Origin of the sequence: Micromonospora sp. NPDC002575 (assembly GCF_042889525.1) — a bacterium.
Classification (GTDB): Bacteria; Actinomycetota; Actinomycetes; order Mycobacteriales; family Micromonosporaceae; genus Micromonospora; species Micromonospora carbonacea.
In genome coordinates, this window is record NZ_JBIARA010000012.1 from 178281 (window position 1) to 194614 (window position 16334).

At 74.2% G+C, this 16334-nt stretch carries 14 protein-coding genes; 4 read left to right on the plus strand and 10 right to left on the minus strand.

Annotated features, from left to right (window positions below; translation table 11 throughout):
• Window positions 1–11: 11 nt before the first annotated feature.
• The 5 genes from ACFYWL_RS19410 to ACFYWL_RS19430 all read right to left on the minus strand — a co-directional run bounded on the left by ACFYWL_RS19410 (window position 12) and on the right by ACFYWL_RS19430 (window position 5549).
• Entirely contained in the window at window positions 12–923 is a 912-nt protein-coding gene (locus tag ACFYWL_RS19410; RefSeq protein ID WP_386974522.1) for a tetratricopeptide repeat protein, read from the minus strand.
• 143 nt (window positions 924–1066) lie between these two features.
• Window positions 1067–2755, minus strand: a complete 1689-nt coding sequence (locus ACFYWL_RS19415) for a methylmalonyl-CoA mutase (protein ID WP_386974524.1) — start codon at window positions 2753–2755, stop codon at window positions 1067–1069.
• A gap of 94 nt (window positions 2756–2849) precedes the next feature.
• Window positions 2850–3263: an Asp23/Gls24 family envelope stress response protein gene (locus tag ACFYWL_RS19420; protein WP_386974526.1), complete on the minus strand. Its 414-nt coding sequence runs from the start codon at window positions 3261–3263 to the stop codon at window positions 2850–2852.
• A gap of 88 nt (window positions 3264–3351) precedes the next feature.
• Window positions 3352–4287: a methylmalonyl Co-A mutase-associated GTPase MeaB gene (gene meaB, locus ACFYWL_RS19425; protein ID WP_386974662.1), complete on the minus strand. Its 936-nt coding sequence runs from the start codon at window positions 4285–4287 to the stop codon at window positions 3352–3354.
• 65 nt (window positions 4288–4352) lie between these two features.
• Entirely contained in the window at window positions 4353–5549 is a 1197-nt protein-coding gene (locus ACFYWL_RS19430; RefSeq protein WP_386974528.1) for an acetyl-CoA C-acetyltransferase, read from the minus strand.
• Between the two features lie 81 nt (window positions 5550–5630).
• Here ACFYWL_RS19430 and mce point away from each other — a divergent pair, with 81 nt between their 5' ends.
• The 4 genes from mce to ACFYWL_RS19450 all read left to right on the plus strand — a co-directional run bounded on the left by mce (window position 5631) and on the right by ACFYWL_RS19450 (window position 11427).
• Window positions 5631–6101, plus strand: a complete 471-nt coding sequence (gene mce, locus ACFYWL_RS19435) for a methylmalonyl-CoA epimerase (RefSeq protein ID WP_386974530.1) — start codon at window positions 5631–5633, stop codon at window positions 6099–6101.
• Between the two features lie 406 nt (window positions 6102–6507).
• A complete protein-coding gene (locus ACFYWL_RS19440) occupies window positions 6508–7761 on the plus strand; it encodes a cell division protein DivIVA (RefSeq protein ID WP_386974532.1) in 1254 nt (417 codons plus the stop codon).
• Between the two features lie 179 nt (window positions 7762–7940).
• The gene (locus tag ACFYWL_RS19445; protein ID WP_386974534.1) at window positions 7941–10064 is read left to right on the plus strand and encodes a hypothetical protein; all 2124 of its coding nucleotides are present in this window, start codon (window positions 7941–7943) and stop codon (window positions 10062–10064) included.
• Window positions 10065–10188: 124 nt separating this feature from the next.
• Window positions 10189–11427 (plus strand): AI-2E family transporter, encoded by a 1239-nt coding sequence (locus ACFYWL_RS19450; RefSeq protein WP_386974536.1) that lies wholly within the window; start codon window positions 10189–10191, stop codon window positions 11425–11427.
• Window positions 11428–11449: 22 nt separating this feature from the next.
• On the opposite strand, the gene ACFYWL_RS19455 is transcribed toward ACFYWL_RS19450, so the two are convergent.
• The 5 genes from ACFYWL_RS19455 to ACFYWL_RS19475 form a co-directional block, all read right to left on the minus strand.
• Window positions 11450–12259: an alpha/beta hydrolase gene (locus ACFYWL_RS19455; RefSeq protein WP_386974538.1), complete on the minus strand. Its 810-nt coding sequence runs from the start codon at window positions 12257–12259 to the stop codon at window positions 11450–11452.
• Window positions 12260–12325: 66 nt separating this feature from the next.
• The gene (locus ACFYWL_RS19460) at window positions 12326–12652 is read right to left on the minus strand and encodes a hypothetical protein (RefSeq protein WP_043966091.1); all 327 of its coding nucleotides are present in this window, start codon (window positions 12650–12652) and stop codon (window positions 12326–12328) included.
• A 116-nt stretch (window positions 12653–12768) separates the two neighbouring features.
• Window positions 12769–14442 (minus strand): 3-hydroxyacyl-CoA dehydrogenase family protein, encoded by a 1674-nt coding sequence (locus tag ACFYWL_RS19465; protein ID WP_386974541.1) that lies wholly within the window; start codon window positions 14440–14442, stop codon window positions 12769–12771.
• 180 nt (window positions 14443–14622) lie between these two features.
• Complete coding sequence (locus ACFYWL_RS19470; protein WP_386974543.1) at window positions 14623–15681, minus strand: alpha/beta fold hydrolase; 1059 nt, start codon at window positions 15679–15681, stop codon at window positions 14623–14625.
• Window positions 15682–15801: 120 nt separating this feature from the next.
• Window positions 15802–16230 carry an FHA domain-containing protein gene (locus ACFYWL_RS19475; RefSeq protein WP_386974545.1) on the minus strand — a complete coding sequence of 143 codons (429 nt, stop codon included), beginning with the start codon at window positions 16228–16230 and terminating at the stop codon, window positions 15802–15804.
• Between the last annotated feature and the right edge of the window lie 104 nt (window positions 16231–16334).

Here is a 16334-nt window from a genome sequence, read left to right on the forward strand (position 1 = left end):
TGCGGCGGAACTCAGAACAGGGCGCTGGCCAGGGCCCGGCGGGCGGAGGCGACGGCGGGGTCGTCCGGGCCGGCGACGGTGAACAGGGCGATCAGGTGCTGGCGCGCCTTGTCCCGGTCGTCGCCGGAGGTGCGGCGCACCAGGTCGACCAGGCGGGCGTACGCCTGCTCGGCCATGCCGCTGAGCACCTCGATGTCGGCGGCGAGCAACTGGGCGGGCACGTCGTCGGGGTTGGCCTCGGCGGCGGCGAGCGCCGCGCGCGGGTCGGCGCCGGCGACCCGGCGGGCCAGCCCGACCTGGGCCAGGCCGGCCTCGGCCGCGGCGTCCGCCGGCGACTCGGCGAGGATCTTCTTGTACGCCTCCTCGGCGGCGTCCAGGTCGCCGCTCATCAGGGCGTCGTCGGCCTCGTCGAGGCGGGGGTCGCCCGGTGCGGCGACGTCGACACCGCCGGCCTTGAGCACCGCGCCGATCCACTGCCGCAGCTGGGCCTCGGGGACCGCCCCGGAGAACGCGTCGACGGGCCGGCCGCCGACCACCGCGTAGACCGTCGGGACCCCCTGCACCTGGAACATCTGAGCGATCCGCGGGTTGTCCTGGACGTCGATGCGGGCCAGCGCCCACGCGCCGCCCCCCTCCGCCGCCAGCCGCTCCAGGACCGGGGCGAACTGGTCGCTCTCCGGGTAGCCGGCCGCGCCGAAGAAGACCACGACGGGCATGGTGGTGGACCGTTCGAGCACCTCGGCCTGGAGGTTGGCCTCTGTCACGTCGATCACGGCGCTGCCGGCGGCGGCCGGCAGCCCGGAGGACGGACCGGCCTGAGCCGGTGTGCTGGGGCGGGCGGCGGCCGGTGCGGTGTTGCGCAGTGCGCTGAGGTCGACCGCGCCGCGCGTGAAGATCGACGAGGTGATCCGTGGGTCGCTCATGGTTATCTAGTCTCGCACGTGTCCCGCCGAACTCAGATCAACCGCGACGGCGACAGTTGCGACTCTCACCCCCGCCCCTGCCTGCAAGGAAGGGCCCCCTCCTAACGCCTTCTGCATAGGAAGGGCCCCTTCCTAACCCACCGTCAGAAGCGGGCCGGCTCGCGGTAGGTGCCCCACTCGGCGCGCAGCGCGTCGCAGATCTCGCCGAGGGTCGCCTCGGCGCGGACGGCGTCGAGCATGGCCGGGATCATGTTCTCCCCGGTGCGGCCGACCTCGACCATCCGGGTCACCGCCGCGCGCGCCGCCGCCCCGTCGCGGGCCGCCTTGCGCTCGGCGAGCACCCGGCGCTGCTCCACCTCGACCTCGTGCGAGATGCGCAGGATCTCCAGGTCCTTGGCGATGGTGCCGGTGTGGCAGTTGACGCCGACGATCCTCTTGTCGCCCTTCTCCAGGGCCTGCTGGTAGACGAAGGCGGACTCGGCGATGTGCCCGGTGAACCAGCCGTCCTCGATGCCGCGCAGGATGCCGGAGGTCATCGGGCCGATCCGGTGCGGGCCCTCGCCGCCGAGCTGCCGGATCCGGGCGAAGATCTCCTCCGCCTCCGCCTCGATGGAGTCGGTCAGCGCCTCGACGTACCAGGAGCCGCCGAGCGGGTCGGCCACGTTGACCACCCCGGTCTCCTCCATCAGCACCTGCTGGGTGCGCAGGGCGATCTCGGCCGATTCGTCGGTCGGCAGCGCGAGCGTCTCGTCGAGGGCGTTGGTGTGCAGCGAGTTCGTCCCGCCGAGCACGGCGGCGAGCGCCTCCACGGCGGTGCGTACGACGTTGTTGACCGGCTGCTGGGCGGTCAGCGACACCCCGGCCGTCTGGGTGTGGAACCGCAGCCACTGCGCCTTCTCGCTGGTCGCGCCGTAGACGTCGCGCAGCCAGCGGGCCCAGATCCGGCGGGCGGCCCGGAACTTGGCGATCTCCTCGAAGAAGTCGACGTGCGAGTCGAAGAAGAAGCTCAGCCCGGGGGCGAAGACGTCGACGTCCAGCCCGCGCGACAGCCCCAGCTCGACGTAGCCGAACCCGTCGGCCAGGGTGTACGCCAGCTCCTGCGCGGCCGTCGCGCCGGCCTCCCGGATGTGGTAGCCGGAGACGGACAGCGGCTTGTAGCGCGGGATCTCGCGCGCGCAGTATTCCATCAGGTCGCCGATGAGGCGCAGGTGCGGCTCGGGGTCGAACAGCCACTCCTTCTGCGCGATGTACTCCTTGAAGATGTCCGTCTGGAGCGTGCCGTCCAGCGTGGACAGGTCGGCGCCCTGCCGCTCGGCGGCGACGAGATACATGCAGAACACCGGCACGGCCGGGCCGGAGATGGTCATCGACGTGGTGACGCCGGCCAGGTCGATGCCGTCGAAAAGCACCTCCATGTCGGCGGCCGAGTCGACGGCCACCCCGCAGTGCCCGACCTCGCCGAGGGACTGCGGGTCGTCGGAGTCGCGACCCATCAGCGTCGGCATGTCGAACGCCACGGAGAGGCCGCCGCCGCCCGCGCCGAGGATCATCTTGTAGCGCTCGTTGGTCTGCCGGGCGTTGCCGAAGCCGGCGAACTGCCGGATCGTCCAGGTCCGCCCCCGGTAGCCGGTGGGATACAACCCCCGGGTGTACGGGAACTCGCCCGGCCAGCCGATCCGCTCGAAGCCGGGGTAGGCAACGCCCTCGGGCGGCCCGTAGACCGGGTCGACGGGCATCCCGGAGAGCGTGGTGAAGTCGGCGTTTCGCTTCCGCGCGGCGTCGTAGCGGGCCTGCCAGCGTGCCCGGCCGGCGGCGATCTCTTCGGCGTCCATGCGCAGGGCTCCTCCTCGAGTCCTCGTCAGGGGACCGAGTGTAATCCCCAGCCTGAACGATCGCTAAGGAGTCGCGTACCGGTGGGTAACCGGGTCAGGCCGGCGGCGTGGCGGGGTCGCCGAGCGCCACGTCGTCCACCCGGATGTTGATCTCGTCGACCCGCAGCCCGTACGCCTCGACGGCCCGGGTCACCGCCGCCCGCACCCCGTCGGTCACCTGCGGCACCGGCCGGCCGGCGTCGAGCACGATGACCAGGTTGACCACGGCCGCGCCGTTCGTGACGTGCGCCGAGCAGCCGCGCCGGGCGTCGCCGACCTGGTCCAGGCCGACCCGGTCGAAGACGGCGTTGAAGAACCGGGCCACGTCGCCGCCCAGGTCGGCCACCCCGGGGACGGAACGCGCGGCGGCCACCGCGATCTTCTCCACCACCTCGTCCGAGACGTGGGTGGTCCCGCCCGCCACCGCGTCCGGCGTCACCGACAGCTCCTGCGTCGCCTCGTCAGCCATGCCCTCTCCCCCAGTACGCTCGCACCGCCCCACGCCGGCCGTGGAGCGGTGCGAGCGTACTCGTTGCCGAGGGTCCGCAGTGGACGCGTCAGGCGCCGATCTGCGCCAGCAACTCGTCGGCGGCGGCGTACGGGTCGAGCGCCCCCTCGGCCACCTTCGCGGCGAGCGCCGGCAGCTGCGTACCGTCGCGAAGTGAGCCGATCCGGGCCCGCAGCACGCCCAGCGTGATCGCCTCGATCTCGGCGGCGGCCCGCTTCTCGCGGCGGCGGCGCAGCTCGTCGTGCTCGACCAGCCAGTCGCGGTGCTTGTCGATCGCGGCGGCGATGTCGTCGATGCCCTCGCCGCGCGCGGCGACCGACCGCACCACCTGCGGACGCCACTCGCCGGGCCCCCGCTCGCCGAGGGCGATCATGCCCTGGATGTCGCGGACGGTGGCGTCCGCGCCGTCCCGGTCGGCCTTGTTGACCACGAAGACGTCGGCGATCTCCAGGATGCCGGCCTTCACCGCCTGGATCGCGTCGCCCATGCCCGGGGCCAGCAGCACCAGCGTCGTGTCGGCCAGCGAGGCGACCTCGACCTCGGCCTGCCCGACGCCGACGGTCTCCACCAGCACCACGTCGCAGCCGGCGCCCTCCAGCACCCGCACCGCCTGCGGGGTCGCCGCCGACAGGCCGCCGAGGTGGCCCCGGCTGGACATCGACCGGATGTAGACGCCCGGGTCGGTCGCGTGGTCCTGCATCCGGACCCGGTCGCCGAGGATCGCCCCGCCGGTGAACGGGCTGGACGGGTCGACGGCCAGCACCCCGACCCGACGCCCGCGCGAGCGCAGCGCCCGGACCAGCTCGTTGGTGGTGGTCGACTTGCCGACGCCGGGGGAACCGGTCAGCCCGACCACCTGGGCCTGCCCCGCGTACGGCGCGAGGGCCGCCGCCACCCGGGGCAGCACCTCGTCGCCGGACTCGACCAGGGTGATCAGCCGGGCCACGGCGCGCGGGTCGCCGGCGCGGGCGCGCTCCACGAGCATCGGCACGTCCCGGCTGCGGCGCACCGACGGCACGCCGGCGGCCGGGACCTGCTCGACGGCTCCGCTCACTGCTGCTCGGCGGGGGCGGGGACGTGGATGATCAGGGCGTCGCCCTGGCCGCCGCCGCCGCAGAGCGCCGCCGCGCCGGTGCCGCCACCGCGCCGCCTGAGCTCCAGGGCGAGGGTGAGCACCAGCCGGGCGCCGGACATGCCGATCGGGTGGCCCAGCGCGATCGCGCCGCCGTTGACGTTGACCTTGTCCTCGCCGATGCCCAGGTCGCGCATGGACTGGATGCCGACCGCGGCGAACGCCTCGTTGATCTCGACCAGGTCGAGGTCCTCCACCCCCAGGCCGCCCTTGCGCAGGGCGTGGTTGATCGCGTTGGAGGGCTGCGAGTGCAGCGAGTTGTCCGGGCCCGCCACGTTGCCGTGCGCGCCGATCTCGGCGAGCCAGGTCAGCCCCAGCTCCTTGGCCTTCGCCTTGCTCATCACGACCACGGCCGCGGCGCCGTCGGAGATCGGCGAGGCGCTGCCGGCGGTGATCGTGCCGTCGGAGGTGAAGGCGGGCCGCAGCCGGCCCAGCGACTCGACGGTGGTGTCCGGGCGGATGCCCTCGTCCTCGGTGATCACCACCGGGTCGCCCTTGCGCTGCGGGATGACCACCGGGGTGATCTCGTCGGCGAAGTGCCCGTTCTTCTGCGCGGCGGCGGCCCGCTGGTGGCTGGCGGCGGCGAAGGCGTCCTGCTCGGCGCGGGTGATGCCGTGCCGCGCGCCGTGCCGCTCGGTCGACTCGCCCATCGAGCAGCAGTCCCAGGGGTCGGTCAGCCCGTCGAGGGCCATGTGGTCGGAGATCGTCACGTCGCCGTACTTGTAGCCGGCGCGCTGGCCCAGCAGCAGGTGCGGGGCGTTGGTCATCGACTCCATGCCCCCGGCCACCACGACGTCGAACTCGCCGGCCCGGATGAGCTGGTCGGCCAGGGCGATCGCGTCCAGGCCGGAGAGGCAGACCTTGTTGATCGTCAGCGCCGGCACGGACATCGGGATGCCCGCCTCGACGGCGGCCTGCCGGGCCGGGATCTGCCCGGCGCCGGCCTGGAGGACCTGGCCCATGATGACGTACTGCACCTGCTCCGGGGGCACCCCGGCGCGCTCCAGCGCGGCCTTGATCGCGATGCCGCCGAGCTTGGTGGCGGAGAGGTCCTTGAGGTTGCCGAGCAGGCGCCCCATCGGGGTCCGCGCGCCGCTGACGATCACCGAAGCCATGTGCCTGCCTCCGAGGGGGGGTGCCGAGCAGTGAACCTTAACGATTGTTCGGTTAGACGGGTGTTCGGTCAGACTAACGCCATGGTTGAGAACTCCCCCGTCGAGCCCGCTGCCGACTTCGTCACAGACATCGGCCTGCGCCGCATCGACCACGTCGGGATCGCCGTCGCCGACCTCGACGCCGCGATCGACTTCTACCAGCGCACCTTCGGCATGCGCTGCGTGCACACCGAGACCAACACCGAGCAGGGCGTCCGCGAGGCGATGCTGACGGTCGGGCCGACCGCCGAGGGCGGCTGCGTGCAGCTACTCGCCCCGCTCACCCCGGAGTCGACCATCGCCAAGTTCCTCGACCGCTCCGGGCCCGGCGTGCAGCAGGTGGCGTACACGGTGGCCGACGTCGACGCGGCGTGCGCGGCGCTGCGCGGGCGCGGCCTGCGGCTGCTCTACGAGACGCCGCGCCGGGGCACCGCCGGCTCCCGGATCAACTTCGTCCACCCGAAGGACGCGGGGGGCGTCCTCGTCGAGCTGGTCGAGCCCGCCCAGGGGTGAAGGAGGATGCGCGGTCGAGTTGATCGACTTCAGGTCGGCGGCACGGCGGTGTCAACGGAACGCGATACCCCCATCCGGCCGGCATGAAGTCGACCAACGACGACGCCGACCCGCCGACCCCTTTCGCGCGCTGCCGGCACGGTCGACAAAGGGCGGTGGCCCCCTTTCCCCCCGCGCCCGGCCACCCGCATCCGGCGCGTTCGACGGGGTGCCTCCCGCCCACCCGACAACCCACTCGACAACCCGCCCGACAACCGGTCGGGCGGGCCGCCGGACCCGCCCGGGAGCTGCCAAGATCGCCCACCGATCGGCCCGCCCGACGGTGGCCTGTTGACCATGTAAACAGGACACGAAAGCCGCGCACCGCTCTTGCGAAGCACCCCGGGGGGTCTGCGAGTATGTCCCAATGCCCCAGCAGCAGTCCTCCCCTCTTGCGTTCTTCGATAACGCGAACTCGCAGCCAGATTTCACCGTTGGCCTGCGCGGATACAACGTCGGGCAGGTCGATGACTTCATCGGTCGGCTGACCGCCGCGCTGACCCAGTCCGAGCAGGCCCGCGCCGAGGCCGAGCAGCGGATGAACGACGCCCAGCGTCGGCTCCGGCAGGCCGAGCAGCGCCAGAGCGCGCTGGAGCAGAAGCTCGCCGAGACCAACAAGCAGCTCGAGGAGAACAGCCGGCCGACCCTCTCCGGCCTGGGCACCCGGGTCGAGCAGATCCTGCGGCTGGCCGAGGAGCAGGCCAACGACCACCGCAACGAGGCCAAGCGGGAGTCCGAGGGCATCCTCTCCGCGGCGCGCCTGGAGGCGCGCGAGATCACCGACAAGGCCCGCGCCGAGGCCGCCGCGATGAAGGCCACCGCCGAGCGCGAGGCCGGCAGCGTCCGCACCGCCGCCGAGCGCGAGGCCGCCGAGGTGCGCGTGCAGGCCCGCCGGGAGGCCGACACGCTGCGTGCCGACGCCGAGCGGGAGACCAAGCAGCTGCGCACCGTCACCGCGCACGAGGTCGCCGAGCTGAAGTCGACGGTCGAGCGCGAGGTCGCCACCCTGCGCGCCACCGCCGAGCGGGAGATCACCCAGCAGCGGGCGAAGGCCGCGCGGGAGGCCGAGGAGAAGCGCGCCGAGGCGACCAAGCTCCTCACCGACGCCCGCGACAAGCGCGACAAGGACCTCCAGGCCCTGGAGCTTCAGCTCGCCGAGCGGCGCGAGAAGGCCGAGCGCGAGGAGTCCGAGCGGCACGCCGCCCAGGTCGCCCAGACCCAGAAGCTCGTCGGCGAGGCCGAGCAGCGCGCCCGGGCGGCCCAGGAGCGGGCCAAGGAGATCGAGCAGCGCGCCGAGGCCCGCCGGGTCGAGTCCGAGCGCACCGCCAACGACACCGTCGAGAAGGCCAAGGCGCTGTCCGAGAAGACCCTCAACGAGGCCAAGGCCGAGGCGAAGCGGCTGCTCACGGAGGCCCGCACCGAGGCCGACCTGACCACGCAGGCCGCCCGCCGCGAGGTCGAGGACCTCACCCGGCAGAAGGACGCCGTCACCTCGCAGCTCGGCCAGATGCTCTCCGGCCTCGCCGGCATCGTGCCCGGCGTGCCGCCGGCGCAGGCCAAGTCGGAGCCGGCCAAGGCGGACGGCAAGGACGAGCGGGTGAACGCGGAGTCCGCCGGCTGACCGACCGCACGGCCAGGGGGCATGGACACGGCGCGGGGTGACACCGGGTAACCGGTGGGACCCCGCGCCGTATGCTTTTCCCACGCTCCGGCACGAGCGTCGGTAACGGCAGTGAATCAGCTCCCATCCGGGGCGTCCGTATCGCCCCAGCCGAGCCGGATGCGTGTGAGGATGGGGGCATGTCGCACGGCGAGGAACTGTTCGCTCTCGGCGGGGACGTGACGACGGAGCCCAGCTTCGAGTCCGCCCTGCGGGGGTACGAGAAACGACAGGTCGACAGGTACGTCGCTCGCGCGGAGCACGAGATCGCGACACTGGCGGCCGAGCGGGAACAGGCGTACACCCAGATCCACAAGCTGGCCGGCCAGGTCGAGGTGCTGCAACGCGACCTCGCCCAGGTGCGCAAGCAGGTCGGCGTGGTGGACCGGGCCTCGTTCCGGCATCTCGGCCCGCGGGTGGAGCAGATCCTCGTCCTCGCCGAGGAGCAGGCCGACGACATCCTCGCCGCCGCCAGCGAGGAGATCGAGGCGCGGCGGGCCGCCGCCGAGCACATCGTCGCGGAGGCCAAGGAGCAGGCCGCCCAGGCGCTCAAGGACTTCGAGATCGCCCTCGCCGCCCGTCGGGCCGAGGAGGAGCGGCACGGCGCCGCCCGGCGCGCCGAGGCGGACGCCACGCTGAAGGCGGCCAAGGACGAGTCCGCCCAGCTCCGTGCGGCGGCCAAGGACGAGTCGGCCCGGCTGCGCAAGGCCGCCCAGGAGGCTCTGGAGAAGGCCCAGCAGGAGGCCACCCAGCTCCGGGACGCCGCGAAGGAGATCCACACCCGGGCCCAGCAGGAGGCGACCAAGCTGCGCGAGGCCGCCAAGGAGGCCCTCGCCAAGGCCCAGCAGGAGGCCACCCAGCTCCGCGAGGCGGCCAAGGAGGTGCACGCCAAGGCCCAGCAGGAGGCGAAGCGGCTCACCGACAACGCCACCGAGGCCAGCCGGGCCACCCACGCCAAGGCGTTGCAGGAGGCCAAGCGGATCACCGACGACGCCGAGGGCGCGGCGAAGGCCACCCGCGAGCGGGCCCGGCAGGAGGCCGAGCGGCTCACCGCCCAGGCGGCCGAGGCCAGCAAGCGCCAACGCGCCGACACCGAGGCGTACGTGCAGCGGATGCGCACCGAGACCGAGGCGTACGTGCAGCAGACCCGCGCCCAGACGCAGCAGGAGCTGGGTGCCTGGCGGGCCGGGGTGGAGAAGGAGGTCAACGGCCGGCGGGAGGCCGCCGACCGGGAGCTGGCCCAGCGCAAGGAGGCCGCCGAGCGGGACTACTCGCAGCGCCGCGACGAGCTGGACCGGCAGCACGCCGCCCGGCAGGGCGAGCTGGAGCAGCAGTTCACGGCCCGGCAGACCGAGCTGGAGCAGCAGTTCACGGCCCGGCGGGCCGAGATCGAGGACGGTGCCGCGGAGATCCGGCGCGCCGCCGAGGAGGACGCCCTCACGATGCGCCGGCAGGCCGAGGAGGAGGCCGCCGAGCTGCTGGGCCGGGCCGAGGCCGACGCGACCGACAAGCGACGCCGGGCCGACGAGCACGTCGCCGCGTCCCGTCGCCAGTTCGAGGAGTACGCGGCCACCACCCAGCAGCACCTGGCCACCACGCAGCAGCACCTCGCGGCGACCCAGCAGGAGGTGGCCGCCGGCCGCCAGCAGCTCGCCCAGGTGATGTTGGAGATCGCCCAGGCCCAGCAGCAACTGGCCGACCTGCGGCAGGAGACCTGGCAGTCCCGGCAGGAGTCGGACGAGCTCCAGCACCAGCTGCTCGACCTGCGGCAACAGCTGGCCGGCGTCCGCCTGTCGGCCACCGCTGCGACGCCGGGGACCGAGCCGGCCCCCGCGAAGGCGACCGGACCGGCTCCCACGAAGGCGACCGGCACGGCGAAGGCGACCGGAACGGCTCCCGCGAAGGCGACCGAGCCGGCGGCGGCGAGCGCCAAGCCGGTCGGGCCCGCCGGGGCCGGCGAGCCGGCCAAGCCCGCGCCGGTCAAGGCGACCGCCGACGCGGGGGTGGCGAAGGCCGTGCCCGCCGACGACGCCGCCCCGACCCGGGCCCGGCCGGTGGCCGAGCCGGTCACCACGGTGGACGGGGGCGCGGCGAGCGCCGGGGTGGACGGCGAGCCGACGGTGGCCGCGGTGCCCGGCGAGGGCGGCCGGGGGGCGACCCCCACGAAGATCACCAGCACCGGCGAGAACGGCAAGCGGCCGACCAAGCCGACGACCGACGAGCGCAGCGCCAAGCCGAGCAAGGTTTCCGTCGAGTCCGAGTGAGCCCGGGGTGGCCGGGCCGTCCGCCCGGCAACTACCCTCCTGTCGGCAGGACCCACGCCCGCCCGGGGCCGTGGGCGGCTGACGACGCTCCGGGCGCATTCGCCGGAGGGCGGGGGAGGTCTCGGTGGCGCACGACGGGCGGGCGGGCGGCGGGCGGGCGGAGCACACCGGTCGGGACGGCGACCCGGCGGGCCGCGACACCCCGGTCGACACCCCGCCCGACGCCACCCCGGTCGACACCCCGCCCGACGACGCCACGCCGGGCGGCACCAGACCGGGCGACGTCGACCCGCCCGGCGCGTTCGCCGCCGGCTCGGGCCGCTTCGGCGTGCCGGGGCGGCCCCTGCGCCGCAACAGCTTCCTCGTCGGCTTCACCGGCGCGCTCGGCGTGCTGCTGGCGTACGCCGTCTTCCTCGGCGTACGCAACTCGGCCGGCATCCTGGTGCTGGTCGTCATCGCGCTCTTCCTCGCCGTCGGGCTCAACCCGGCGGTGGTCCGGCTGCGCTCGTGGGGCCTGCCCAACGGGCTGGCCGTCGCGGCGGTGACGCTGACCGTGCTGCTGCTGATCGGCGGCGGCCTGGTGGCGCTGGTCCCGCCGGTGGTCACCCAGTCCGGGCAGTTCGTCGAGCAACTGCCCAGCTACGTCGAAGAGCTGCGCCGCAACGAGGCGGTCAACGACTTCGTCGTCCGGTACGACGTGATGGCGAAGGTGCAGGCCGCAGCGAACGCCGACACGGTCGGGCGGGCGCTGGGCGGGGTGCTCGGCGGCGCCCAGCTCATCTTCGGCACGGTCTTCCGGGCGCTCACCGTGCTGGTGTTGACGATCTACTTCCTCGCGTACTTCGACCGGCTGCGCCGCGTCGGGTACGCGCTGGTGCCCCGCTCCCGCCGGCACCGGGTGCGGCTGATCGGCGACGAGATCCTGGCGAAGGTCGGCGCGTACATGGTGGGCGCGCTGAGCATCGCCGTGCTGGCCGGGGTGACCACCTTCGTGTTCGCGCTGGCCGTCGGGCTGCCGTACCCGTTCGCGCTGGCCGTAGTGGTCGCGGTGACCGACCTGATCCCGCAGATCGGCGCCACCCTCGGCGCGGTGGCGGTGAGCCTCGTCGGCTTCGCCACCGACCTGCCGGTGGGGATCGCCTGCGTCGCGTTCTTCGTGATCTACCAGCAGGTGGAGAACTACCTGATCTACCCGAAGGTGATGCGCCGCTCGGTCGAGGTCAACGAGGTCGCCGCCCTGCTCGCCGCCCTGCTGGGGGTGTCGCTGATGGGCGTGGTCGGCGCGCTCATCGCGATCCCGACGGTGGCCGCCCTCCAGCTCATCCTGCGCGAGGTGGTGCTGCCCCGCCAGGACGCCCGCTGACCAGTGCCCGACCCGCCCCTGCTCAGCCGGCGGAACCGGCCTTCGGGCCCGGCACCGGGACGTCGGCGAACGAGGCGACGGTCCGGTCGGCGTACGCGCTGACGTCGCCGGTGGCCATCGGGCCGTCCCAGGTGCGCGGCAGGGGCAGCGGGGCGGCCGGGTTGACCCGGCGGACGATCTCGTCGAGCACGGTCTCGGCGTCGCCGACCCACAGGTGCTTCGCGCCGGGCACCCCGACCACCTCGGCCTGCGGCACCGCCGCGAAGCGCCGGCGGGCCTCCTCCGGGCGCAGGTAGTCGTCGAACTCCGGCACCAGGGCGGTCAGCGGCTTGCCCTCCCGCGCCCAGTGGGCGAGGTCGTCGGGGGCGGAGAAGCGCAGCGGCGGGGAGAGCAGGATCGCGCCGGCCACCGCCGGGTCGCAGCCGTACTTGAGGGTCAGGTCGGTGCCGAACGACCAGCCGACCAGCCAGACGTTCGGCAGCTCGGCGAACTCGGCGTACTCGATGGCGGCGGCCACGTCGAAGCGCTCGCCGACGGCGTTGTCGAACGCCCCCTCGCTGGTGCCCCGCACGCTGCTGGTGCCGCGCGTGTTGAACCGGAGCACGGCCAGGTCGGCCAGCGCCGGCAGCCGCCAGGCGGCCTTGCGGAAGACGTGGCTGTCCATCATCCCGCCGTGGGTGGGCAGCGGGTGCAGGCAGACCAGCGTGCCGGCCGGCTCCTTCTCGACGGGGCGGGCCAGCTCGCCGACGAGGGTCAGGCCGTCGGCGGTGTGCAGCTCGATGTCCTCGCGGTGCCCGGGCAGGATCGAGGACGCGCGGATCGGTGTGCTCACCGTCCCAGTCTCGCGCGTCCGCGCCGGCACCGCCCGCCCGGGCGGAAACAGGGTGATCCAGATCGCTCAGCCGTAGCGGGGCGCGCCCCGGCCGCGCTGGATCCCCGGCCCGCGCCGGTCCCGCGCCCGCCAGCACCCGCTGTGCCAGTGCCGGCGGTCGGTCAGGTCGCCCCGGTCGTCGGCCGGCCAGGCCACCAGGTGCGCCACCCCCGGGCGGATCTCCTGGTCGCAGCCCGGGCAGCGGTACGTCTTGACCGACGCGCCGCCGCTGATCCCGCGTACCTGCCAGTCGCCGTCGCGCCACTGCTGCACGGTGGGCACCCCGTGTCGGGCCCGATCGGCGTCGAGGTGGGCGTGCTCGTCCCGCCGGGGACGGTTGCGACGGGGGCTCACCTCGTCAAGGTTACGGTCGGTTCCCGGCCCCGGCCCGGCGAGGTGGGGCAACGCGACGGGGAGGTGGGGCAACGCGACGGGGAGGTGCGGCGGATGCCGCGCGCCGGGCGGGCCGGTCAGCGGCCGGTGTGGTCGCGGAAGCCGCGCCCGGTCCTGAGCCCCAGGTAGCCGGCGGTGACGAGGTGCTCCAGCAGCGGGGCCGGGGCGAGGCCCGGGTCGCGCAGCTCGCGGTACAGCGCGCGCTGGCTGGCCAGCGCCACGTCCAGGCCGACCGCGTCGAGCAGCTCGAACGGGCCCGTCGGGTAGCCGCAGCCGAGCTTCATCGCGTGGTCGATGTCGTCGACGGTGGCGTAGCCGGCCTCCAGCATCTTCACCGCGTCGTTCAGGTACGGGAAGAGCAGCGCGTCCACCACGAGGCCGGCCCGGTCGCCGCAGACCACCGCGGTCCTGCCGAGCGTCGCGCAGACGGCGCGGGCGGTGGCGGTGGCCTCCGCCCCGGTGCGGACGGTCCGCACGATCTCCACCAGGGGCCACGCCGACGCCGGGCCGACGAAGTGCAGCCCGACCACGTCGGCGGGCCGCCCGGTCGCCATCGCGATGTCGATCACCGGCAGCGACGAGGTGGTGGTGGCGAACACGACGCCCGGCTTGCAGATGCCGTCGAGGCTGGCGAACAGCTCCTTTTTGACGCCCAGCTCCTCCGCCACGGCCTCGACGACCAGGTCGACCTCGGCCAGGCCGGCGAGGTCCTCGCCCGGGGCCGCCCGGACCACGTCGTACCCGGCCCCGGTGAAGACCTCGTCGAGCCCGGCGGCCGTCGCGCCGACGCCGACGACGCCGACCCGGGCGACGGGGCGCGCGCCGTCGCCGGCCGCCGGCCGCGCCTGCGCCGGGGTCGACTCGTCCGGTACGACCTTCGCCGAGCCCGGCTTCTCGTAGGTGTAGAAGCCCCGGCCGGACTTGCGGCCGAGCAGACCCGCCGTGACCATCTGCCGGACGAGCGGCGTCGGGGCGTGCCGGCGGTCCCGCCCGCCGCGCCGGTACATGGTGTCCAGGATCTCGCACGCGGTGTCGAGGCCGATCAGGTCCAGCAGGGCGAGCGGCCCCATCGGCAGGCCGCCGCCGAGCTTCATGGCGGCGTCGATGTCCTCGCGGGTGGCATAGCGCGACTCGACCATCGCCACGGCGTGGTTGAGATAGCCGAACAGCAGCGCGTTGGCGATGAAGCCGGCCCGGTCGCCGATGGTGACGTCGACCTTGCCCAGCCGGGTGCAGAGCGCCTCGACGTCGGCGACCACCTCCGCGGCGGTGACCACCGTGCGGACCACCTCGACCAGCTTCATCACCGGGGCCGGGTTGAAGAAGTGCAGGCCGACGACCTGGTGGGGACGACCGGTGGCGACGGAGACCTCGGTGACCGACAGCGAGGAGGTGTTGGTGGCGAGGATCGCCTCGGGCTTGCAGACCCGGTCCAGCTCGGCGAAGATCCGCCGCTTGAGGTCGAGGCGCTCGGGGACCGCCTCGACCACCAGGTCCACCGAGCGCAGCGCGTCCAGCCCGACCCGGAAGTCGACCCGGGCCAGCAGGGCGTCCCGGTCGGCCTCGGCGAGCTTGCCCCGGGCGACGGCCCGGTCGGTCGAGCCGGTCAGGTTGGCCCGGCCGCGGTCGAGGGCGGCGTCGGAGACCTCGACCGCGACGACGTCGATGCCGTTGCGCGCGAAGACCTCGACGATGCCGGCACCCATGGTGCCCAGCCCCACAACGCCCACGCTGGTGAACTCGCGCGCCACGACCGACCTCCCCAATGCTGCGCGGGACCGCGGGCCGGGACGCCGCGGAACCGCATGAACGGTCACTAAGGTTACGCGCGCGAGTCTGCCACGTGCCGGTCCGTCGCCGGGAGGCGGAGGGGCAGCGGCTCCGGCCGGCGATGCGACGCCTCAGCGGCCCCGGCCGGCTTATGCGACGCCTCAGCCGCTCCGGTCGGTCAGCGCCAGCAGCTCGGCGACGAACTCCGCCGGCCGCTCCAGGTGCGGGCTGTGCCCGCAACCCGGCAGCACCACCTCGTGGTACGTCCCGCCGGCCGCAGCGTACCGGTCGAGCACCGCCCGGGTCTGCCCGACCATCGGCTGCGGCGGGCAGTCCCGCTCCCCCGGCCAGCCGGGCACCACCCCGAGCGCCCCGAGGTGGGCCAGGTCGAACAGCGAGGTGTCCGACACGATCACGTCGGCGTCGCCGCGTACCCAGGTGACGGGGGGCTTGCCGGCGACGGCGACGAGGTCGTCGGCGATGCGGAAGTGGGCCGGCGCGAGGGCGTTGAGCACGCCGCTGTCGCCGGCCGCGGTGCCCGGCCAGTGCGGCGAGGCGACCGCCGTGCCGGGATAGTTGCCGTCCCCGGTGGCGGTGGACAGGAGGCTGTCCAGCAGCAGCTCCTCGTCGTCGCCGAGCGACGCCGGATCGGCCACGTACGCGGTCCGCAGCACGCTGCGAGGGCTGGTCGGGCCGTCCGCGCCCCGGTCGCCGGCGGCCAGCCGGGCCACGAAATCGCCGTTCGCGGTGCCGCCGCCGGTGCCCGCGAAGTCGGGCGTGGTCGGCGTGCCGTCGAGGTCCCGGGTGCCGCCGAAGCCGTACGGGGAGACGGGCGCGGCAAGCAGCAGCCCGGCCACCCGGTCGGGGTGGTCGACCAGCAGCCGCATCGCGACGCCACCGCCGAGGGAGTGCCCGACCACCACCGGCCGCGCGCCGGGGCCGAAGAGCTTCGGGGCGTCGAGCAGGGCGGCGACGTCGTCGGCGAAGTCCCGCAGGCCCCGGGTGGCGTCCACGGGGGCCCTCTCGGTGTCGCCGTAGCCGCGCAGGTCCGGGGCGACCACCCGGAGGGTGTCGGGCAGCCGCCGCAGCAGCGGCTCCCAGAACGCCGAGGACGAGCAGTTGCCGTGCACCAGCAGCACGGGCGCGCCGCCGGGCGGACCGGCCACCCGGACCCGCTGGACGATGCCGTTGGCCTGCACGGCGTGCTGCGCGCTCTCCATGCCGCGGCATGCTGCCACCCGGCGGCGGCCGGCTCCATGTGGCCGGCCCACATGAAAGGAGGGGCCCCCTGTTAACGCATGCGGTAGAGAAGGGTCCCCTTCTCACCCCGCCGGCGCGGCTCAGGCGCGGACGGTCGGCGGGGCGGCGACGGGCAGCGGCAGGGTCGGCCGGCGGTCGCGGCGCTGCGGGCCCAGTTGGGGGGCCAGCCGCAGCCCGACCGGGTCCGTCCGGGCCAGCCCCGGGTCGAAGAAGCGCAGCTCGGTGCGGCCGAGCCGGATCACGTCCCCGTCGGAGAGCAGCTCCGGTGCCTCGATCCGGCGGTCGTTGAGCCAGGTGCCGTTGGTCGAGCCCAGGTCCTCCAGCCACACCCCGCCGGCGGCCAGCCGTACGCTGGCGTGCCGGCGGCTCAGGTGCGCGTCGTCGACGCTGACCTCCACGGTCGTCGCGCGGCCGATCACCTGCGGTGTGACGCTGAGCCGGAAGCTCGCCCCACGCATCGGTCCACCCGCCACCGTCAGCAGCGGCATCAGTTCCGGAAAGTCCTCCATGGACGGTCAGCCTCCAGCCACCGGTGTCCGGCGTCAGCCTGCCACCACACCGTATCGATGCCCACCACCACCCGGACACCCCCCGGCCCCCGGGCGGACAACTC